Below are 16788 nucleotides of genomic sequence, written 5' to 3'. Positions count from 1 at the left end.
CCGACTATGCTCACGCCAGATCGGAAAGAGAGATGCCCGCGTGAATGACGACGTGATGATCCAGCTCAAGCGCCATCTGGCGAGCGCAGAGCAGATTGATGTCAGCCGCTATCAGTTCGTGAACATGGATCGCGTGCGTGAGGCCGCGGGCCATCGCTGGCCCGAGCTGCGCGAGCGGGCCTTCATCGCCTCGCGCTCGATCATGGAACGCCATATCGCCGAGGACGATCTGATCATCCAGTGCGAAAGCGGCTATCTGGTTATCTTCAAGGCCTTGTCAGGCCTTCAGGCTCAGCGCCTCACGAACACGGTGCGGGCGGAGCTGGAGGAGTTCTTTCTCGGCGAGGACTTCATCAACCAGCTGGGTGTTGAAGCGACTTCCGAGCAATTGAGCGTGGAGGAATTCGCCGCCACCCTCGCCTCGGCGGACGTGGATGAACCACGCGAAGCACGCACGGTCCAGACCGAAGCAGATGAAAAGAAGGCGTTTTCGCTGTTCTATCAGCCGGTTTGGGACCAGAAACGCGAAGCCGTGGCGAGCTATTTCGTCCGCGTTGTCAGCGCCGAGATCGATCAGCCCTTCCAGTCGCGCAATACCGATCTGATGCTCAACGACCTCAAGCCCGACGCTCGGTGCGCGGTGGACCTGGCGGTCCTGGAGGATGCATCGGACACGCTCGATGAACTGGTGCGTACGGGCATACGGTGCGCACTGATCGTGCCGGCCGGATATACCTCGCTCAGCAACCCACGGACACGCTCGCGCTATGTCACGGCGCTCGCCGCGCTTCCCGCCAAGCTGCGTCAGCTCATCTGGGTGCAGATCAAGGACGCCCCGGCGGACGCGCCCTCGATGGTGCTCGATGAGACCTTGCGCATTCTGCACGCCCAGACCGGCAAGCTCTTTGTGCATGTGCGGACCGACTGGCCATACTGGAGCCGATACGAGCATTCCGGCGTCGACGCCATTGGGGCCGATTTTCCGGCGCGCCTGACAGAAACGGATCGGCAGGATATCGCCCGTTTCATGGCCAGCGCCCAACGCGCGGGCAGCCGGGTCTATTTCAATCGCGTCGAAACCTGGGAAAGCTTCCGCTCCGCCTCCCAGACACAGGCCAACCTGATCGCCGGTCGCGTGGTGGGCCAGCTTCCCCATCCTGCGCCGCCCTACAGGCTGTCCCGGGCGCGACTTCTCAACAACGCGCGCTAAACCGGCCTTGCCCTTAAGCCGTTCAGAGTCCTACGCTGCCGGATCAGAGACTTGGAGCGTAATTGATGAACCGGACCCTTTTAGCTTCGCTCGCCGTGGCGCTGGCCAGCCCCAGCGCCCTCGCCTCCACACAGGCCGAAGGCGGCCCCTTGCAGGCGGTCGACATCTTCAGCCTCGAAATGGCGAATGACCCGCAGATCAGCCCGGACGGGCGATGGGTCGCCTATCAGCGCCGCTCCAATGACATCATGACCGACCAGACCCGGTCCGCCATCTGGACCGTGCCCTATGATGGCGGGGCGAACCGGCCCCTGGTGACGGGCGCTGGCGACTACTCCTCGCCGCGATGGTCGCCGGATTCCAGTCAGATTGTGTTCGTGGCCAATGAGAATGGCGAAAGCCAGCTGCGCAAGGTCTGGGTCGATAGCGGACGCAGCGCCACTCTGGCGCAATTGCCCGGGGGCGCCGGCAATCTGAGCTGGTCTCCGGACGGTCGCTGGATCGCTTTCACCATGTTCATGCCCTCCGCCGAGCCGCAGGTCGATATCGGCATGCCGGCGAAACCGCGCGGCGCGGACTGGGCGGAACCGGCGCTGGTGGATGAAACCACGCGCTATGAATTTGACGGCGCTGGCGAATTGCCTGCGGGCTTCACCCAGGTGTTTGTCGCCCCGGCGGATGGCGGCGCGCCTCGCCAGCTGACCCAGGTGACAGACGGCTCCATTTCCGGGCTGAGCTGGGGGCCGGGTTCCCAGCGTCTGTATTATTCACTGGGCGGCCGGGAAGCGGACGGGTTCGACTTCCGTGAGGCGGACATCTACGCCATTGCGCTGGACGCGTCCGAGCCGGTGCAGATCACCGATTATCCGGGGGGCGAATCCAGCCCGCGCCTGTCGCCTGATGGCGAAATGCTGGCCTATCTGTCCACCCCGCGCCGTGAAGACTCCAATGTGGACACGGATCTCAAGGTCGTGGCGTTGTCAGGCGGCGAGCCGCGCGAACTGCTCGCCGATCTCGATCGCGGCATCAACCAGGCGTTCTGGGACGAGCGCGGACGCGGCCTGTTTGTCAGCTTTGATGATCGCGGCCACACCGTTCTGGGCTATGCCGGCCTCAATGGTGGGCTGGACCGCATCAATGACGATCTGGGCGGAACGACCTTTGGCCGCCCCTATACCTCGGGCTCCTTCTCGGTATCAGGCAATGACCGTTGGGCGGCGACTGTCGCCAGCGCCCAGGATCTCGCCAATGTGGGCGTGGGCTCACGCCGGGGGCTGGCGCGCCAACTGACCGATGTGAACGCCGATGTGCTGGGCCTGCGCGAGCTCGCTGAAGTGGAGCGCTTCACCTGGGAGAGCTCGGCGGATGGCCAGGAAATCGAGGGCTGGATCGCCTATCCGCCCGGTTTTGATCCGAACCGGTCCTATCCGATGATCCTTGAAATCCATGGCGGTCCGCACACGGCCTATGGCCCGCAATTCTCCGGCGAGGTCCAGCTTTACGCCGCCGCCGGCTATGTCGTGCTCTACACCAATCCGCGCGGCTCGACCTCTTATGGCGAAGCGTTCTCCAACGAGATCGACAAGAACTATCCCGGGGAGGATGTGGATGACCTCCTGTCCGGCGTGGACGCCCTTGTGGCGCGCGGCTTCGTGGACGAAGAGCGCCTGTTCGTCACCGGCGGCTCCGGTGGCGGCGTTCTGACCGCCCAGCTGATTGGCGTGACCGACCGCTTCGCCGCTGCGGCGGTGGGCAAGCCGGTGATCAACTGGACCAGCTTCACCCTGGCTGCCGATATCGGCCCGAGCATCTATCGCTACTGGTTCGGTGAAACGCCCTGGGACGCGCCTGAAGAATACTGGCGTCGCAGCCCGCTCTCGCTGGTGGGCAATGTGGAAACCCCGTCGCTGGTCTTTGTGGGCGGTGAAGACCGCCGTACGCCGGTGTTCGAGGCCGAGCAGTATTACAACGCCCTGCAGATCCGCGGCATTGAAAGCCGCCTGGTGCGCATTCCGGGCGCCTATCACGGCATCGCCGACAGCCGGCCCTCGCGGCTGTTACAGAAAGCCGGTCATGTCCTCGCCTGGTTCGAGCAATACGATCCGGCGAATGCGGAGGCGGAATGACCGATCGCAACCCCGAGGCGGAGGCGCGCGGCGCCGCCGCCATCGCGGACATTTATGAGCGTCATGCTACGTCCTTTGACGCCCGCAGACGCTCGGCGAAGACCTTCATGGAAGCGGGCTGGATGGCCCGCTTTCTTGCTTTGGCGAAGCCGGACGGACGGATTCTCGATCTGGGCTGCGGATCGGGCTATCCCATCGCCGCCCACCTGATCGAACAAGGGCGACAGGTGGAGGGCGTGGATATCGCCGAAGCCATGATCGCCCTGTGCCGGGCGCAATGGCCGGATCAGACCTGGCGCGTCGGCGACATGCGCACCCTGGCGCTTTCCGGCCCCTATGGCGGCGCCATCGCCTGGCATTCGAGTTTTCATTTGCCTGGCCTTGATCAGGCGCAACTCATCGCGCGCATCGGACCTGCGTTGGCGCCTGGCGCACCCTTCATGTTCACCAGCGGGGATGGCGACGGCGTCGCCTGGGGCGACATGTTCGGCGACCGATTGTTTCACGCCAGCCTCGCCCCGGCGCACTTTGAAACCGCGCTGGACGGGGCCGGGCTCGAACTTGTCGAGCGCCGCTTCAATGATGAGACGTGTGGCGGCGCCGGTATCTGGCTGACCCGAAAACGTCAGACCTGACCGCTGGGCCGCGCCTTGCAGGCGTCTCGCCATTTCGCCAGCGCTTCCAGCTGCTCGCCCGGAACCATCTTCACCCAGGCCGCAAATTCGACGAAGACGAACGCACTGATATCGGCGAAGCTGAACGCATCCCCCGCCAGCCAAGGCGTGTCCTTGAGCCGCTTGTCCATCGTCTTGAAGAAACGCTGACCGCGCGCCATGCCGCGCTCGGCCAGTTCCGGGATCTGCGGCACCGGGTCGGGACCAGGCAGCGCCCGGTCCTTCATGGCCTTTGAGGTATTGCGCAACACCTCCATGACGCTGATCAGACCTTCAAACTCGGCCCGCCATACCCATTCGGCGACGCGCGCCTGGTCAATCGGGCGTGTCCCCAGAAGCGGCGGATCGGGATAGAGCGCTTCGAGATAGCGCACGATGGAGGCGTTCTCGCACAGGCTGTCCCCGTCATCGGTGACCAGCACCGGCACGGTGCAGCCCGGATTGACCGCCATGAAGTCCTCGCTGAACTGCTGGCCCGATCGCAGATCGACCTCGATGGTCTCCACATCGATCCGCTTTTCCGCAATCACCATGCGGGCGCGGCGCGGGCTGGGCGCAGTGGCGCAATCATAGAATTTCATGGACGGTCCTCCCGATGGATGAGGCGTTACTCGGCGAACGCTTGCGGACGAGTATCAGCCACGCCCAGGCGCGCTTCAATCTGCGCCCCCAGCGCCAGGATCACGCCTTCGTCAAACAAGGGCGCCCAGAGCGAGGTTGCATAGGGCACAGAGAAGGTATCCCCGCTCTCATCCGCCGGCGCGCCGAAGATCGTCCGCGTGGGCTGATCGACAAAGCCCGAGCGGAAGGCGAGCTGGGGATGACCGGTATAGTTGGTGATCAGCAGCATGCCGCCGGCGAAGTTCGGACCGATCATGGCGTCGATGCCCTCAAAGGTCTCCGCCATCATGGTCATGGCCTTGCGACGCAGACGGTCGGCATTGACCATGTCGATCGCGCTGGCGAAGCGGGCCCGGCGGAAGGTGTTCGGCCAGGCGGCATCCACCTGCCAGCGCAACTGATCATCGAGATCCTCGAGCGTCATGGTCTCGAACGCCGCGGCCGCCTCGCATTCCAGCTGGATCAGCATGGCGTCCCAGGGCTGCTCGTCAAACTCCACAGGCACCAGCTCCACCCCCAGCGCGCGGGCGGCGTCGAGCGCCGCGCGATCAGGATCGGCCGCCTCTTCGAACCAGGCCGGGTTGTAGCCCAAGCGCAGACCGGACAGATCGCGGGAGAAATCCGCTTCGAAACCGTGATCGAACGAAGACGCATCCCCCGCATCCCCGCCATTGATCACGCCGAGCACCAGAGCCGCGTCAGGCGTGGAGCGGACAATGGGCCCGATCTTGTCGAGCGACCAGCATAGCGCCATGGCGCCGGTGCGCGCCACGCGGCCGAAGGTCGGCCGCAAGCCGGTCGTACCGCAGCGATGCGACGGTGAAACGATGGAGCCCAGCGTTTCAGTGCCGATGGAGAAGCTGCACAGCGCCGCCGCGGTGGCCGACGCGGGACCGGCGGAGCTGCCAGAGCTGCCCTCATTGGGGTTGAACGGATTGCGGGTCACGCCGTCAAACCAGATATCGCCATACGCCAGCGCGCCTGAGGTCGCCTTGCCCAGAAGCACGGCGCCCGCCTCTTCAAGACGCTGGGCGACCACGGCGGTCTGTTCGGCCACGCGGTCCTGATAGATTGCCGCGCCCCAGGTGGCCCGGATATCGGCGACATCAATGATGTCCTTGAGCGCATACGGAATGCCGTGAAGCGGGCCGCGCACCTGACCACGAGCGCGTTCGGCGTCCATCTGACGCGCCTGACGCCGCGCCAGATCGGCGGTGACAGTGACATAGCACTCCAATGCATCACCATGACGGGCAATGCGATCAAGATAGATCTCGGTCAGTTCGACGCTGGTCAGCGCACCCTGCGCCATCCAGGCGGACTGCTTCCAGCTCGCCGCATAGGCGATGTCCGCCGGATCGGAGGGTTTGGGCCCCGCATTAATGGGGAGCCCAGAGACGAAATTGTCTTGCGCACGATAGGTCTGGCCCGGCAGGCGCGGATCGAAGGTCAGCGCAGGCGCCAGCTCATTGGGTTTCTCAACGGCGCGCAAACGCTCCGCGCGTGAGAGCCAGGCATCAATGCCGTTCAGCATCTGCTCGCGCTCGGACGGCGTATAGCTGACCCCGGCCAGGCGCTCGGCGCCGGTCAGCGTGTCGGAGGTGACCGGCGTCTGCTGACGGGCTCCGGCAGCGGAGGCGGCAATGCCGCCCACTCCCGCCCCGGCCAGAAGCCCGAGCACGGTGCGGCGTGTATTGCGAGATCCGGACATGATTTCCCCTCGAACGTTCAGCTCCGGTTCAGCGCCGGATTGTTCATGTATGTTAACGGCGCACTGAGCGCCTGACTCGTTCGAGCGAGAAACTAGGCCGAAGCGCACGCTTGAAAAAGCCTCAATTCGCCTTGCTTTCGCCTCGTTTCAATTGATTTCGCCTAACTTACGCTCGATTATCGGAACATGGTTAATGCTTGGGCGTTGTGAATTCCAAACCAAGGGGCCGGACCATGCGTGATGCGATAGAGACCCAAGATCGGCCGATCTCGAACAACCTCCTCGGACTGAACCGGGGGCGTTCAGAGGATTCGGACGACATCATGGATACGGAAATCGACCGCAAGACCCATCAGATGTTTGATCGTCTGACGGATGCGTATTACCGCGCCTCGGCCTCGTTTGACGCCTATCTGCATTTCCGCCAGACCCGCGGCCGCATGTTTGAAGAGGCCCTGCCGCGCGACAAGTGGATCAACCGGTCCGCCACCTATCCCGACAGCCACATCATGCACTTCTCCATCCTGGCCGGCATGGTTTTGGTAGAGGGGCTGATCAACGCCTACTTCTTCTCCAAAAGCTCCGATCTCGGGCTTCTGGGCGGCTGGATCCAGGCCATCACCGTGGCGTTCACCAATGTGATCACCGCCTTCTTCCTGATCGGCTTTCTGGGTTTGCGCCTGTTGCAGAACCCTGACCGGCCCTTCTCGTTTGCCGCGGCCATTCTCGGCACGCCCGTCGCGGTCGGCTTCATCGTATTCCTGAACTACACCGCCGCGCTTTATCGCGACCTGCTGGAGCTGAACGCGGCGACCCTGGCGCTCGGCGATCTGGCCGAACCCACTGGCGCGATCCTGGCGCCGGTCAGCTCGGCGCTCAGCCTTACCGGCATCCAGACGCTGGAAGGCCTGCTGTTGTTCGGCCTGGGCATTACTTTCGCCGCCATCGCCGCCTTCAAGGGCGCGACGTTTGACGACCGCCTGATCGGCTATGGCACCGCCCAGCGCCGCGCCATCAATGCGGCCGCGCACCTGTCCGCGGTGCTCAAGCAATTGCCGCACACCCACCGCGAACACGCCCAGGATCCCGATGATATCGAGGCCAGCCTGAGCGCGCCGACACGGCGTGAAGCGATTGCGCTCAAGCGCAAGATCGACAAGTTCTTCGCAGCGGACAATTCACGCTCCATCCAGCTGTATGAGCAAGCGCCGGACACCGATCTGTCAGAAAACAGTGACGAAGCCGGCGCAGACAAACCGCCCTTTCCGGGCCGATAACGTCTAGCCATAAGCCGGGCGGCGCCCCATGATGCGATCCGCGAGCGGCTGGCAGAGGGGGCGTCAGACATATGCGCAGCAAGGATGTTCTTGGCATCATCAATATTCTGATCGTCGCCGGTGTGCTCGGCGCCATCAGCTACGCCGCGCTAGTGCTGCAACCGCCCGAATACGATCCCAACACGCTGTGTCTGAGCGGAGAGCAACCCGCTCACATGGCGCTGGTGATCGACAAGACCGATCTGTACTCCCCCGAACAGGCCCAGCGCATCGAAACCCTGGTGCTGGACAGTCGCGACCGGCTCGATATTGGCGAGCGCCTGTCGCTATACGAGCTTGATGCGCGCGGCGAGCTGATCAACACCAACAGCTTCTCGCTGTGCAATCCGGGCCGCGGCGACCAGATCAATCCGCTCTACCGTAATCCCGCCCGCGTCGAAGCGCGCTATCAGGCGCTCTTTGAAGGCCCCCTGCAAAGCGCCCTCGCCGACCTTGTAGAACCCAAGGAAAGCCCGGCGAGCCCCATCATCGAGGCTTTGGCGGACCTGGCGCTGGAAGAGGATTTCGATCCGACCACGCCGCGCCGCACCGTCGTGATGGTCTCCGACATGTTGCAGAACTCACGCCTGTTCAGCGTTTATGGCCGGGCGCGATCGGATCTGGCGAACCGACTGCCCCCGCCCGCGCGCGTCGCGGCATTGGTGGAACAGGAATATGGCGATGTGCTCGCGGGGGTGCGGATCGAGATCTACCTGATCGAGCGCCGGGGCTGGAGCGCCGAGCAACGAGACATCCTTCAGGCTTATTGGTCGGAAGTCTTTCGCCAGCTCGGCGTGCGAGAGGAATGGCGGGCGCTCTAGACCGCCCGCCCCGTCTCTTCATCAGCGTCAGGCGCTGGCGGCCAGTGCGGAAACGTCATCACGCAACTGGTTCTTGCGCGCCTCGTCAAACTCGCGCCAGCCGGCGGCGTCGATGAAGCGCACATCCTTCATACCCATGAAGCCCAGCACATATTTGAGATAGTCGGTGGCGAAATCGATGTCGGACCCCAGCGCCGTTCCGCCCGTGGGCATGACGATCCAGACGGTCTTGTTCTTCACCAGGCCTTCCACATAAGGATCGCCGTCATCAAAGACATATCGAAAGGTCTCGTTCGCGCGAGCCGCCATGTCGATCCAGGCCTTGAGCGCGGCCGGGATGGAGTAATTGTACATGGGAGACGCGATGACGACGTGATCCACGCCCATCAGCTCGTCCATCACCTCGGTTGAGATGCGCAAGGCATCCACCTGCGCCTGAGTGCGAGACGCGGGCGGCGTGAAGGCCGCATCCACAAAGGTTTCGTCCACGAACGGCAACGGCTTCGCCACCAGATCCCGTGTGAGGACGGCGCCCGCCTCGCCCGCCAGGGCGTGAGACAAACGGTCCGCCAGCTCGCGGCTGGCGGACTGGGTGGTGCGACCACTGGAATACAGGGTCAGGATGCGAGGCGCGGTCATGAAATCTCCAAAGGCTGTCCGGAAATGGTCAACCAGAGATGCGATCCGCGCCTCGCAAGCGCCAATCAAACGCTCACCACATTTGTGTGAGCGACCGGGCTATTCCGCCGCCAGCAGGGTGTCCGTCGTCGCGGTCCGGGCCATGTCGCGCACCGCATCCTTGTCGGCGTCTTCCAGGAAGGGCCAGCCCATGCCGTTGATCACGCGCACATCGGTGATTCCCAGAAAGCCCAGGATGAAGCGCAGATACGGCGTGGCGAAGTCGGCGTCGGAATCCAGACGCGCGCCCCCCGAAGCCATGACCAGCCAGACCGTCTTTCCGGTGAGCAGGCCCTCGGGACCGTCTTCGGTGTATTTGAAGGTTTCCCGCGCCCGGGCGACATTGTCGATCCAGGCCTTGAGCGAGGACGGGATGGAGAAATTGTACATCGCCACCCCGATGACGATGTGATCGGCGGCATGCAGCTCGGCGATCAGCTCATCAGAGCCCTTCAGGGTTTCGCGCTGGCCGTCAGAGCGTTCAGCCGGGTCGGTGAAATTGGCGCCGACCCAGTCCACGTTCACCTGCGGCACGGGTTGCGCAGCCAGATCGCGCACCACCACCTGACCGCTGTCGCCCGCCAGAGCCTGGGTCAGCAGATCCGACAATTCGCGGCTGACCGACCCGTCCGTCCGGGCACTGGAATTGATGCGAAGGATATTGGGCGCAGACATGTTCATCTCCATCATTCTGCGGCGTCGCCGCGTGATCTGTCAGGAGATATGCCTACGCCCGGTTTCTGTGTGTAGACGGCGTTCTGGAAGCTTATTGCTTCCGGAACGGAAACTACTGGCTGGCTTCCGATTGCTGCGGCTGCGGACGGAAATCCGTCTCGCTGTCCGCCAGCAGCCAGACCATCATCGTCCAGGCCGCCACGTTCTGCGCCATTTCCTCGGGCACGATCTTGTCGAACGTGTCATTGGGGGTGTGGTGGAACTCGAAATAGTCTTCGCCATTCTGCTCCAGCCGCACCATGGGCACGCCCATATAGGCCAGCGGGATCATGTCGGGGCCGCCGCCGCCTTGATTGTCGCCCGGCACAATGCCCAGCGCCTGAAGCTCGCGGTGAATCGCGGCGATCTCCGGCAGCGCATGCTCGCCCACATTCGAGCGCATGCGCCAGACTTCCCGCGCGCCGAAATCGGATTCAGAGCCGATGATGTGATCGCCGATCGTGCCGTCTTCCATGCGGGCATTGGCATAGGCGCGCGCGCCGACAAGCCCGACTTCCTCGGCGCCGAACAACACCACCCGGATGGTGCGGCGCGGGCGATGCCCGCTATCAGCGATCAGCTTGGCCGCCGCGGTGACGATGCCCACCCCGGCGCCGTCGTCGAGCGCTCCGGTCGCCGTATCCCAGCTATCCAGGTGCGCGCCGATGATGACGATCTCGTCGGGGGCTTCCGAGCCTTCGATCTCCGCAATGACATTGCCGCTCATCGACTGGCCGCGCCAGCCGGCATAGGTGCGCATGCCGATGCGGATCGTCTCGTCCATTTCATGCAGACGCTCGATCTGGTCGGCATCCGGCGCCGAAACCGCCAGCACAGGGATTTCCGGCTGTCGGCCATCGGGGAAGCTCATCATGCCGGTATGGGCGAACCGGTTCGTGCTGGTGCCCACAGAGCGGATCAGCAGACCGGAGGCGCCCCGGTCCTCGGCCAGCACCCAGCCGTCACGCCGCTTGCGATTGGCCCAGCCATACCCTTCACCGGTGCGGCTGGCGACCATGCGGTCATTGATGAAGACGAGCTTGCCTTCAAGCGCCGTCTCTGACGCATCAGAGGTCAGGAAGGCGTCATAGCTGTCAAAGAACACCACTTCCGCTTCCAGCCCGCCTTCAGGCGTGGCCGCCGCGCCGCCCAGGGAGATGGCGTACAGCTCCTGCGGGTAAGGCGCGGTGATCGCCACTTCCTCATAGATGGACCGGCCCCGGGTCCACAGATCGAGTTCGAATTCTTCGACGCGGACATTCTCGAAATCGAGGCGCTCGAGCATGTCCACCGCCCAGGTGCGCGCCCGCGCTTCCTGAGGCGTGCCGGCGAGACGAGGCCCGACCTCGACCGTCAGTGATTCCGTGATCTCATAGGCCAGATCGCTGTCCAGGGCGGCCTGCCCCAGGCTCTGGGCGATCTCGCGGCTTTCAGCATCAATTTCAAACACGTCGGTCTGGGCCTGTGCCCATCCCGCCGTCGACGCCAGTGCTGCAACCATGACAGTGCGCAACATCATGTCTCTCCTCCTCCGATTTGCCGTGACCTTATAGGCGCCGCCGCAAAAGTGGAAACCTGATGTGATGGTATGCGGGTCCGGTCAAAACCGTTTATAAGTCCTCTCATGACTGAGACGGCTCCCAAACCCGACCAAGCTTCGCTTGAAACTGACGAAACCCTGTCGATCCCGCCGGGCCCGGACAGGCTTTCCCGGGCGCGCGGCGGGCCCATCGCCCATGAACCGCCCGCGCCAGGCTATGGCGCGTATGCGCCGGGTCTTGTCAGCAAGATCGGTCTGGCCATTGGCCGGGCCCTGCCCGCCTCACGCACAGGCTTGCGCCTGGCCGGCGCTGCGCGCCCGCTGGCGCTGACCGGCGTCAACGCCGGCGTCGCCGATGTGGAGGCTCTGGGTCTGAAACTGCGTCTGCACCCCACGGACAATCTGTCGGAAAAGCGGCTTTTCATGACGCCGCAATGCTTCGACCCGGCAGAGCTGGACGCGCTGCGCGCGCTGATGGGGCCCGGCAAGACCTTCATGGATGTGGGCGCGAATGCGGGCGCCTATTCGCTGGTCGCCGCCAAGGCCGGCGGCGAGAAATCTCGCGTCATCGCCGTTGAACCCCAGCGTGAAATGCGCCGCCGTCTCAGCTTCAACGCCCGGCAGAACGGGCTGGGCCAGATCGAGATGGCCGGCGTCGCCCTCGCCGATTACGAAGGCGAGGAGGTGATGCGCATGATCTCGGGCAATCACGGCCAGGCGCGGCTGGGCGGGTCTCAGGGCGAGGCCGTGCGCGTCACCACGCTTCTGACCCTGATGGATGAGCTCAAGCTCAAGAAGGCGCACGCCATGAAGGTGGATGTGGAAGGGGGCGAAGCCGCCATCCTGTCCCATTTCTTCGCCAAAGCGGACAAGGATCGCTGGCCGGACCTTCTGATCCTCGAGCGCTCGGACATGGCCGATGGCCGGAACACGCAAGACGCCGCCGCCCTCGCCATGCGCAAGGGCTATGAGGTGCGCCAGAGCACCCGCATGAATGTCATACTGGATCTCAAGACGCGCTGAGCGCTCGATACAAGGACACGCCCATGAGCTCGCTGGAACGTATTCTCGAAGGCAAGAGCCGGGATCTGGGCGGGTTCTCCGTCGCGCGCATTCTGCCGGTGGCGCAACGCCGACATGTCGGCCCCTTCGTCTTCTACGATCAGATGGGACCGGCGCAGTTCGAACCGGGCGAAGGTATTGATGTGCGTCCGCACCCGCATATCGGCCTGGCGACGGTCACCTATCTGTTTGATGGCGAGATGGATCACCGCGACTGCCTGGGCGTGCACCAGACCGTCTATCCCGGCGATGTGAACTGGATGACCGCCGGCAAGGGCGTCACCCATTCCGAGCGCACCGGAGAGGCCGCCCGCGCCAAGGGCCTGTTCATGCATGGCATCCAGGTCTGGGTCGCCCTGCCCGAGGATTGCCAGGAAATCGACGCCGAGTTCCACCATCACGGCAAGGCCGCCCTGCCCGCTTTCGAGCAGGGCGGCGCGCAGTTCCGACTGATCCTGGGGGAGGCCTATGGGCATACCTCACCGGTGAAGGTCTATTCCCCCATCGTCTACGCCCATATCGAAGCCAAGGCCGGATCCGCGTTCGATTTGCCGGAGGGTCACCCGGAGCTGGCCATCCACGTTGTGAGCGGAACCATCATCACGGGGGGCGAGACCATCACGGGCGGTCACATGGCGATCTACACGCCCGGCGAGGCCACCGGGCGCGTCACCGTCAGCGAGGATGCCCGCCTGATGCTGCTGGGCGGCGAGCCGCTCGGTCAGCGCTACATGGAGTGGAATTTCGTCGCCACCAGCCGCGAACGCATCGAGCAGGCCAAGGCGGACTGGCGCGCCTCAATCGCGGCGGATTTCAAGGACACGCCCTTTCACATGCCCGTGGATGAAAACGAATACATCCCCCTGCCCGGCGATCCCGAACCGGGCGAACCACCCGCCTGCACCGAAGATCATCCGACCAGCTAGGCGGGCTTACAGGTTTACCCCAATGAGCCGGCCTATTCCGCGGCGCGCGGGGCGCCGCCCGAGCGACGTTGACCGCCACCGCTGCGGCGATTGCGACGCGGCTTGCCGCCGTCACCGCCAGACGTCTGACCGTCGCGAGACTGGGCGTTGCGCGGCTGGGACGGCTGACCGCCTCCTTCGCCCTGGCCGCGGCGGCCGCCGCGACGGCGACGCTTGGACTTGGCGGCTTCGGCCTTCGGCATGGGCGGCGCGTCATTCAGACCGGGGATATGGACCCCCATCTTCTTCTCGATATCCTTGAGCATGACGCGTTCATCCGGCGCACACAGCGCCACGGCCCGGCCGCTGGCGCCCGCACGGGCCGTCCGGCCAATCCGGTGCACATAGTTCTCGGCCACGTTCGGCAGCTCGTAATTGACCACCAGGTCCACGCCGTCCACATCGATCCCGCGCGCGGCGATGTCGGTCGCCACCAGCACAGGCGCTTCGCCAGTCTTGAACGCGTCGAGCGCGCGGATGCGCTGGTTCTGGCTCTTGTCGCCATGGATCGCATTGGCCTTGTGGCCATATTTCACCAGACGCTTGGCGACCCGGTCCGCGCCATATTTGGTACGAGTGAAGATGATGGCGCGCTTGCCCGCTTCGGGCGCCATCAGGTCGATCAGCGCTTGCGGTTTGTCAGCCGGATCGGTGTAGAGCACCTTCTGGTCGATCCGGTCCACCGGCTTGGACGGCGGGGTCACGGCCACGGTTTCGGGATGCTTGAGGAAGTCATCGGCGAGCTGGCGGATCTGCGGCGCCATGGTCGCCGAGAACATCAGGGTCTGACGTTCATTGCCCACCAGGCGCAGCAATTTCCGGATCGCCGGAATGAAGCCCAGATCGAGCATCTGGTCCGCTTCATCAAGCACCACGAACCGGGTCAGGTCGAGCCGCGCCTTGCGCTCGCCCAGATGGTCGAGCAGACGGCCTGGCGTGGCGACGAGAATATCGACGCCGCGGGCGAGCGCCTTGATCTGCGGTCCGGCCTTCACGCCGCCGAACACCACGGTGCTCGTGAGCTTGGTGTGAACGGTATAGGCCTTCACCTGCTCTTCGATCTGGGCGGCCAGCTCGCGGGTCGGCGCCAGAATGAGCGCCCGGCAGGACCGGCCCGGCGCCTGCTTGTTCTCGGCCAGCAGCTGATGGACCAGCGGCAGCACGAAGGCTGCGGTCTTGCCGGTGCCGGTTTGCGCCAGTCCGATCAGGTCGCCGCCCTTGAGCACGGCGGGAATCGCGCGCGCCTGGATCGGCGTCGGGGTTTCATACCCTTGCTCGGTAATGGCTTGCAGAATGGATGTGTTGAGACCGAAGTCGGTAAATTTGGTCAAGATAACCTCAGTGGAGCGCTCACGGACGACCTCCGGGCGCTTGCATAGTCAAGAATGAGACAACTGGATCGTTCAGCCGCCGTACAAGGGCGATCATCGCCCACGCCCGGACCTGTTCACGGGAGCGGGTCTCGCTCCGGCTGATCCGTCGCCGCGCAACCCGGATTTCGGGGCGCGTGCATGCGTAGCGCTTCCTTGCGCTCAATCGCGCCAAAAGGCAAGCGCACAGGGCGGCTGTGACTTGGTTTATTCCAAAGAGGAACTGAATGCGCGACGCTTGGCGCAGATCCCGAACAGCAAAAAGCCCCGGCCAGATGGCTCGGGGCTTTTTAGTATTGGGTGCGGGGGTAGGATTTGAACCTACGACCTTCAGGTTATGAGCCTGACGAGCTACCGGGCTGCTCCACCCCGCATCAGGGCTGCATCAGTCTTGTTAAACAACAAACTGGCTGCAGAAGCAAACGTCGCGCTGTGTCTGACGACGTCAGTCTCATTGACGATATAAACGGAGAAGATGATGCATCGATCGAGCGGACCGGGCGGCGACCTACTCTCCCATGCCTTAGGACATAGTACCATTGGCGCAGAAGGTCTTAACGGCCGTGTTCGGGATGGGAACGGGTGTGGAGCCTTCGCTATAACCACCCGGTCGGCGCGACCGATGCATTTTGTAGAGACAAGCTGACTGTGTGGGCTTCATGGGACGAAGCGATCGCCGCCCATGAGCATTGTTGGATCAAGCCGATCGAGCAATTAGTACTGGTCCGCTTCACGCATTGCTGCGCTTCCACTTCCAGCCTATCAACGTGGTGGTCTTCCACGGCTCTGATAGGGATACCTGGTTTTGAGGGGGGCTTCCCGCTTAGATGCTTTCAGCGGTTATCCTTTCCGCACTTAGCTACCCTGCTATGCTGCTGGCGCAACAACAGGTCCACCAGAGGTGCGTCCATCCCGGTCCTCTCGTACTAGGGACAGCTCCTCTCAAGTATCCAACACCCACGGCAGATAGGGACCGAACTGTCTCACGACGTTCTAAACCCAGCTCACGTACCGCTTTAATTGGCGAACAGCCAAACCCTTGGGACCTGCTCCAGCCCCAGGATGCGATGAGCCGACATCGAGGTGCCAAACAATGCCGTCGATATGGACTCTTGGGCATCATCAGCCTGTTATCCCCGGCGTACCTTTTATCCGTTGAGCGATGGCCCTTCCACGCGGGACCACCGGATCACTATGGCCGTCTTTCGACTCTGTTCGACCTGTCAGTCTCACAGTCAGGCTGGCTTATGCCATTGCACTCAACGAGCGATTTCCGACCGCTCTGAGCCAACCTTCGCGCGCCTCCGTTACTCTTTGGGAGGCGACCGCCCCAGTCAAACTACCCGCCACGCAGGGTCCCGGATCCAGGTTCATGGACCGCGGTTAGACGTCAATGAGGATAAGGGCGGTATTTCAAGGATGGCTCCACCGGAACTGGCGCTCCGGTTTCAAAGCCTCCCGCCTATCCTACACATATCGCCACTAACGCCACTGCGAAGCTGTAGTAAAGGTGCACGGGGTCTTTCCGTCTGACCGCGGGAACTCCGCATCTTCACGGAGAATTCAATTTCGCTGAGTCTCTGTTGGAGACAGTGGGGAAGTCGTTACGCCATTCGTGCAGGTCGGAACTTACCCGACAAGGAATTTCGCTACCTTAGGACCGTTATAGTTACGGCCGCCGTTTACCGGGGCTTCAATTCGGAGCTCTCACTCCTCCTTTTAACCTTCCGGCACCGGGCAGGCGTCAGACCCTATACGTCGTCTTGCGACTTCGCAGAGCCCTGTGTTTTTAATAAACAGTCGCCACCCCCTGGTCTGTGCCCCTGGACAACGGTTGCCCGCAGCCAGGCTCCCTTCTCGCGAACTTACGGGAGTAATTTGCCGAGTTCCTTCAACAGAGTTCTCTCAAGCGCCTTGGTATGCTCTACCAGTCCACCTGTGTCGGTTTGGGGTACGGTCTAATGCGGGAGCTATTTCCAG

Annotated in this window: 13 protein-coding genes, 1 tRNA gene and 2 rRNA genes (1 of these 16 cut by a window edge); 7 read left to right on the top strand and 9 right to left on the bottom strand. The window is 63.4% G+C overall.

Going from position 1 to position 16788, the window contains the following annotated elements:
* Positions 1-40 precede the first annotated feature (40 nt).
* The 3 genes from RBA95_RS08390 to RBA95_RS08380 all read left to right on the top strand — a co-directional run bounded on the left by RBA95_RS08390 (position 41) and on the right by RBA95_RS08380 (position 3971).
* Positions 41-1210, top strand: coding sequence for a hypothetical protein (locus RBA95_RS08390; RefSeq protein WP_306016404.1), 1170 nt, complete (start codon positions 41-43; stop codon positions 1208-1210).
* A 65-nt stretch (positions 1211-1275) separates the two neighbouring features.
* On the top strand, positions 1276-3336 hold the full coding sequence (locus RBA95_RS08385; RefSeq protein WP_306016403.1) for a S9 family peptidase: 2061 nt from the start codon (positions 1276-1278) through the stop codon (positions 3334-3336).
* A complete protein-coding gene (locus RBA95_RS08380) occupies positions 3333-3971 on the top strand; it encodes a class I SAM-dependent methyltransferase (protein ID WP_306016402.1) in 639 nt (212 codons plus the stop codon). The genes RBA95_RS08385 and RBA95_RS08380 overlap by 4 nt, the downstream gene beginning before the upstream one ends.
* Here RBA95_RS08380 and RBA95_RS08375 read toward each other — a convergent pair.
* Both RBA95_RS08375 and RBA95_RS08370 read right to left on the bottom strand, forming a co-directional pair.
* Complete coding sequence (locus RBA95_RS08375; RefSeq protein ID WP_306016401.1) at positions 3962-4591, bottom strand: glutathione S-transferase family protein; 630 nt, start codon at positions 4589-4591, stop codon at positions 3962-3964. The two genes, RBA95_RS08380 and RBA95_RS08375, sit on opposite strands and share 10 nt — an antisense overlap.
* 26 nt (positions 4592-4617) lie before the next feature.
* Positions 4618-6342, bottom strand: a complete 1725-nt coding sequence (locus tag RBA95_RS08370) for an amidase (RefSeq protein WP_306016400.1) — start codon at positions 6340-6342, stop codon at positions 4618-4620.
* Between the two features lie 233 nt (positions 6343-6575).
* Here RBA95_RS08370 and RBA95_RS08365 point away from each other — a divergent pair, with 233 nt between their 5' ends.
* On the top strand, positions 6576-7619 hold the full coding sequence (locus RBA95_RS08365; RefSeq protein ID WP_306016399.1) for a hypothetical protein: 1044 nt from the start codon (positions 6576-6578) through the stop codon (positions 7617-7619).
* 71 nt (positions 7620-7690) lie between these two features.
* On the top strand, positions 7691-8479 hold the full coding sequence (locus tag RBA95_RS08360; RefSeq protein WP_306016398.1) for a hypothetical protein: 789 nt from the start codon (positions 7691-7693) through the stop codon (positions 8477-8479).
* Between the two features lie 27 nt (positions 8480-8506).
* Here the strand turns inward: RBA95_RS08360 and RBA95_RS08355 are convergent, their stop codons facing one another.
* The 3 genes from RBA95_RS08355 to RBA95_RS08345 form a co-directional block, all read right to left on the bottom strand.
* Positions 8507-9118: an FMN-dependent NADH-azoreductase gene (locus RBA95_RS08355; RefSeq protein ID WP_306016397.1), complete on the bottom strand. Its 612-nt coding sequence runs from the start codon at positions 9116-9118 to the stop codon at positions 8507-8509.
* 99 nt (positions 9119-9217) lie between these two features.
* Positions 9218-9832: an FMN-dependent NADH-azoreductase gene (locus RBA95_RS08350; RefSeq protein WP_306016396.1), complete on the bottom strand. Its 615-nt coding sequence runs from the start codon at positions 9830-9832 to the stop codon at positions 9218-9220.
* A gap of 112 nt (positions 9833-9944) precedes the next feature.
* A complete protein-coding gene (locus tag RBA95_RS08345) occupies positions 9945-11390 on the bottom strand; it encodes a M20/M25/M40 family metallo-hydrolase (protein WP_306016395.1) in 1446 nt (481 codons plus the stop codon).
* A 105-nt stretch (positions 11391-11495) separates the two neighbouring features.
* On the opposite strand from RBA95_RS08345, the gene RBA95_RS08340 reads away from it, so the two are divergent.
* Both RBA95_RS08340 and RBA95_RS08335 read left to right on the top strand, forming a co-directional pair.
* On the top strand, positions 11496-12434 hold the full coding sequence (locus tag RBA95_RS08340; protein ID WP_306016394.1) for an FkbM family methyltransferase: 939 nt from the start codon (positions 11496-11498) through the stop codon (positions 12432-12434).
* A 23-nt stretch (positions 12435-12457) separates the two neighbouring features.
* A complete protein-coding gene (locus RBA95_RS08335) occupies positions 12458-13399 on the top strand; it encodes a pirin family protein (RefSeq protein WP_306016393.1) in 942 nt (313 codons plus the stop codon).
* A gap of 32 nt (positions 13400-13431) precedes the next feature.
* Here the strand turns inward: RBA95_RS08335 and RBA95_RS08330 are convergent, their stop codons facing one another.
* The 4 genes from RBA95_RS08330 to RBA95_RS08315 form a co-directional block, all read right to left on the bottom strand.
* Positions 13432-14769: a DEAD/DEAH box helicase gene (locus tag RBA95_RS08330; RefSeq protein ID WP_306016392.1), complete on the bottom strand. Its 1338-nt coding sequence runs from the start codon at positions 14767-14769 to the stop codon at positions 13432-13434.
* Between the two features lie 336 nt (positions 14770-15105).
* Positions 15106-15182 (bottom strand) — tRNA-Met (locus RBA95_RS08325).
* 121 nt (positions 15183-15303) lie between these two features.
* Positions 15304-15418 (bottom strand): 5S ribosomal RNA (rrf, locus tag RBA95_RS08320).
* Between the two features lie 83 nt (positions 15419-15501).
* Positions 15502-16788: ribosomal RNA gene (locus RBA95_RS08315) — 23S ribosomal RNA — on the bottom strand; it runs 1500 nt beyond the window's last position.

Origin of the sequence: Oceanicaulis sp. MMSF_3324, from assembly GCF_030733545.1 — a bacterium.
GTDB lineage: Bacteria > Pseudomonadota > Alphaproteobacteria > Caulobacterales > Maricaulaceae > Oceanicaulis.
This window is presented reverse-complemented; position numbering and strand designations above follow the sequence as displayed.

What these genes read in the sequence shown, in the direction of transcription:
- RBA95_RS08385 (WP_306016403.1), top strand. Translation starts at nt 1,276, where the DNA reads ATGAACCGGACCCTTTTAGCTTCGCTCGCCGTGGCGCTGGCCAGCCCC.
- RBA95_RS08355 (WP_306016397.1), bottom strand. Translation starts at nt 9,118, where the DNA reads ATGACCGCGCCTCGCATCCTGACCCTGTATTCCAGTGGTCGCACCACC.
- RBA95_RS08375 (WP_306016401.1), bottom strand. Translation starts at nt 4,591, where the DNA reads ATGAAATTCTATGATTGCGCCACTGCGCCCAGCCCGCGCCGCGCCCGC.
- RBA95_RS08335 (WP_306016393.1), top strand. Translation starts at nt 12,458, where the DNA reads ATGAGCTCGCTGGAACGTATTCTCGAAGGCAAGAGCCGGGATCTGGGC.
- RBA95_RS08365 (WP_306016399.1), top strand. Translation starts at nt 6,576, where the DNA reads ATGCGTGATGCGATAGAGACCCAAGATCGGCCGATCTCGAACAACCTC.
- RBA95_RS08340 (WP_306016394.1), top strand. Translation starts at nt 11,496, where the DNA reads ATGACTGAGACGGCTCCCAAACCCGACCAAGCTTCGCTTGAAACTGAC.
- RBA95_RS08370 (WP_306016400.1), bottom strand. Translation starts at nt 6,342, where the DNA reads ATGTCCGGATCTCGCAATACACGCCGCACCGTGCTCGGGCTTCTGGCC.
- RBA95_RS08350 (WP_306016396.1), bottom strand. Translation starts at nt 9,832, where the DNA reads ATGTCTGCGCCCAATATCCTTCGCATCAATTCCAGTGCCCGGACGGAC.
- RBA95_RS08345 (WP_306016395.1), bottom strand. Translation starts at nt 11,390, where the DNA reads ATGATGTTGCGCACTGTCATGGTTGCAGCACTGGCGTCGACGGCGGGA.
- RBA95_RS08360 (WP_306016398.1), top strand. Translation starts at nt 7,691, where the DNA reads ATGCGCAGCAAGGATGTTCTTGGCATCATCAATATTCTGATCGTCGCC.
- RBA95_RS08380 (WP_306016402.1), top strand. Translation starts at nt 3,333, where the DNA reads ATGACCGATCGCAACCCCGAGGCGGAGGCGCGCGGCGCCGCCGCCATC.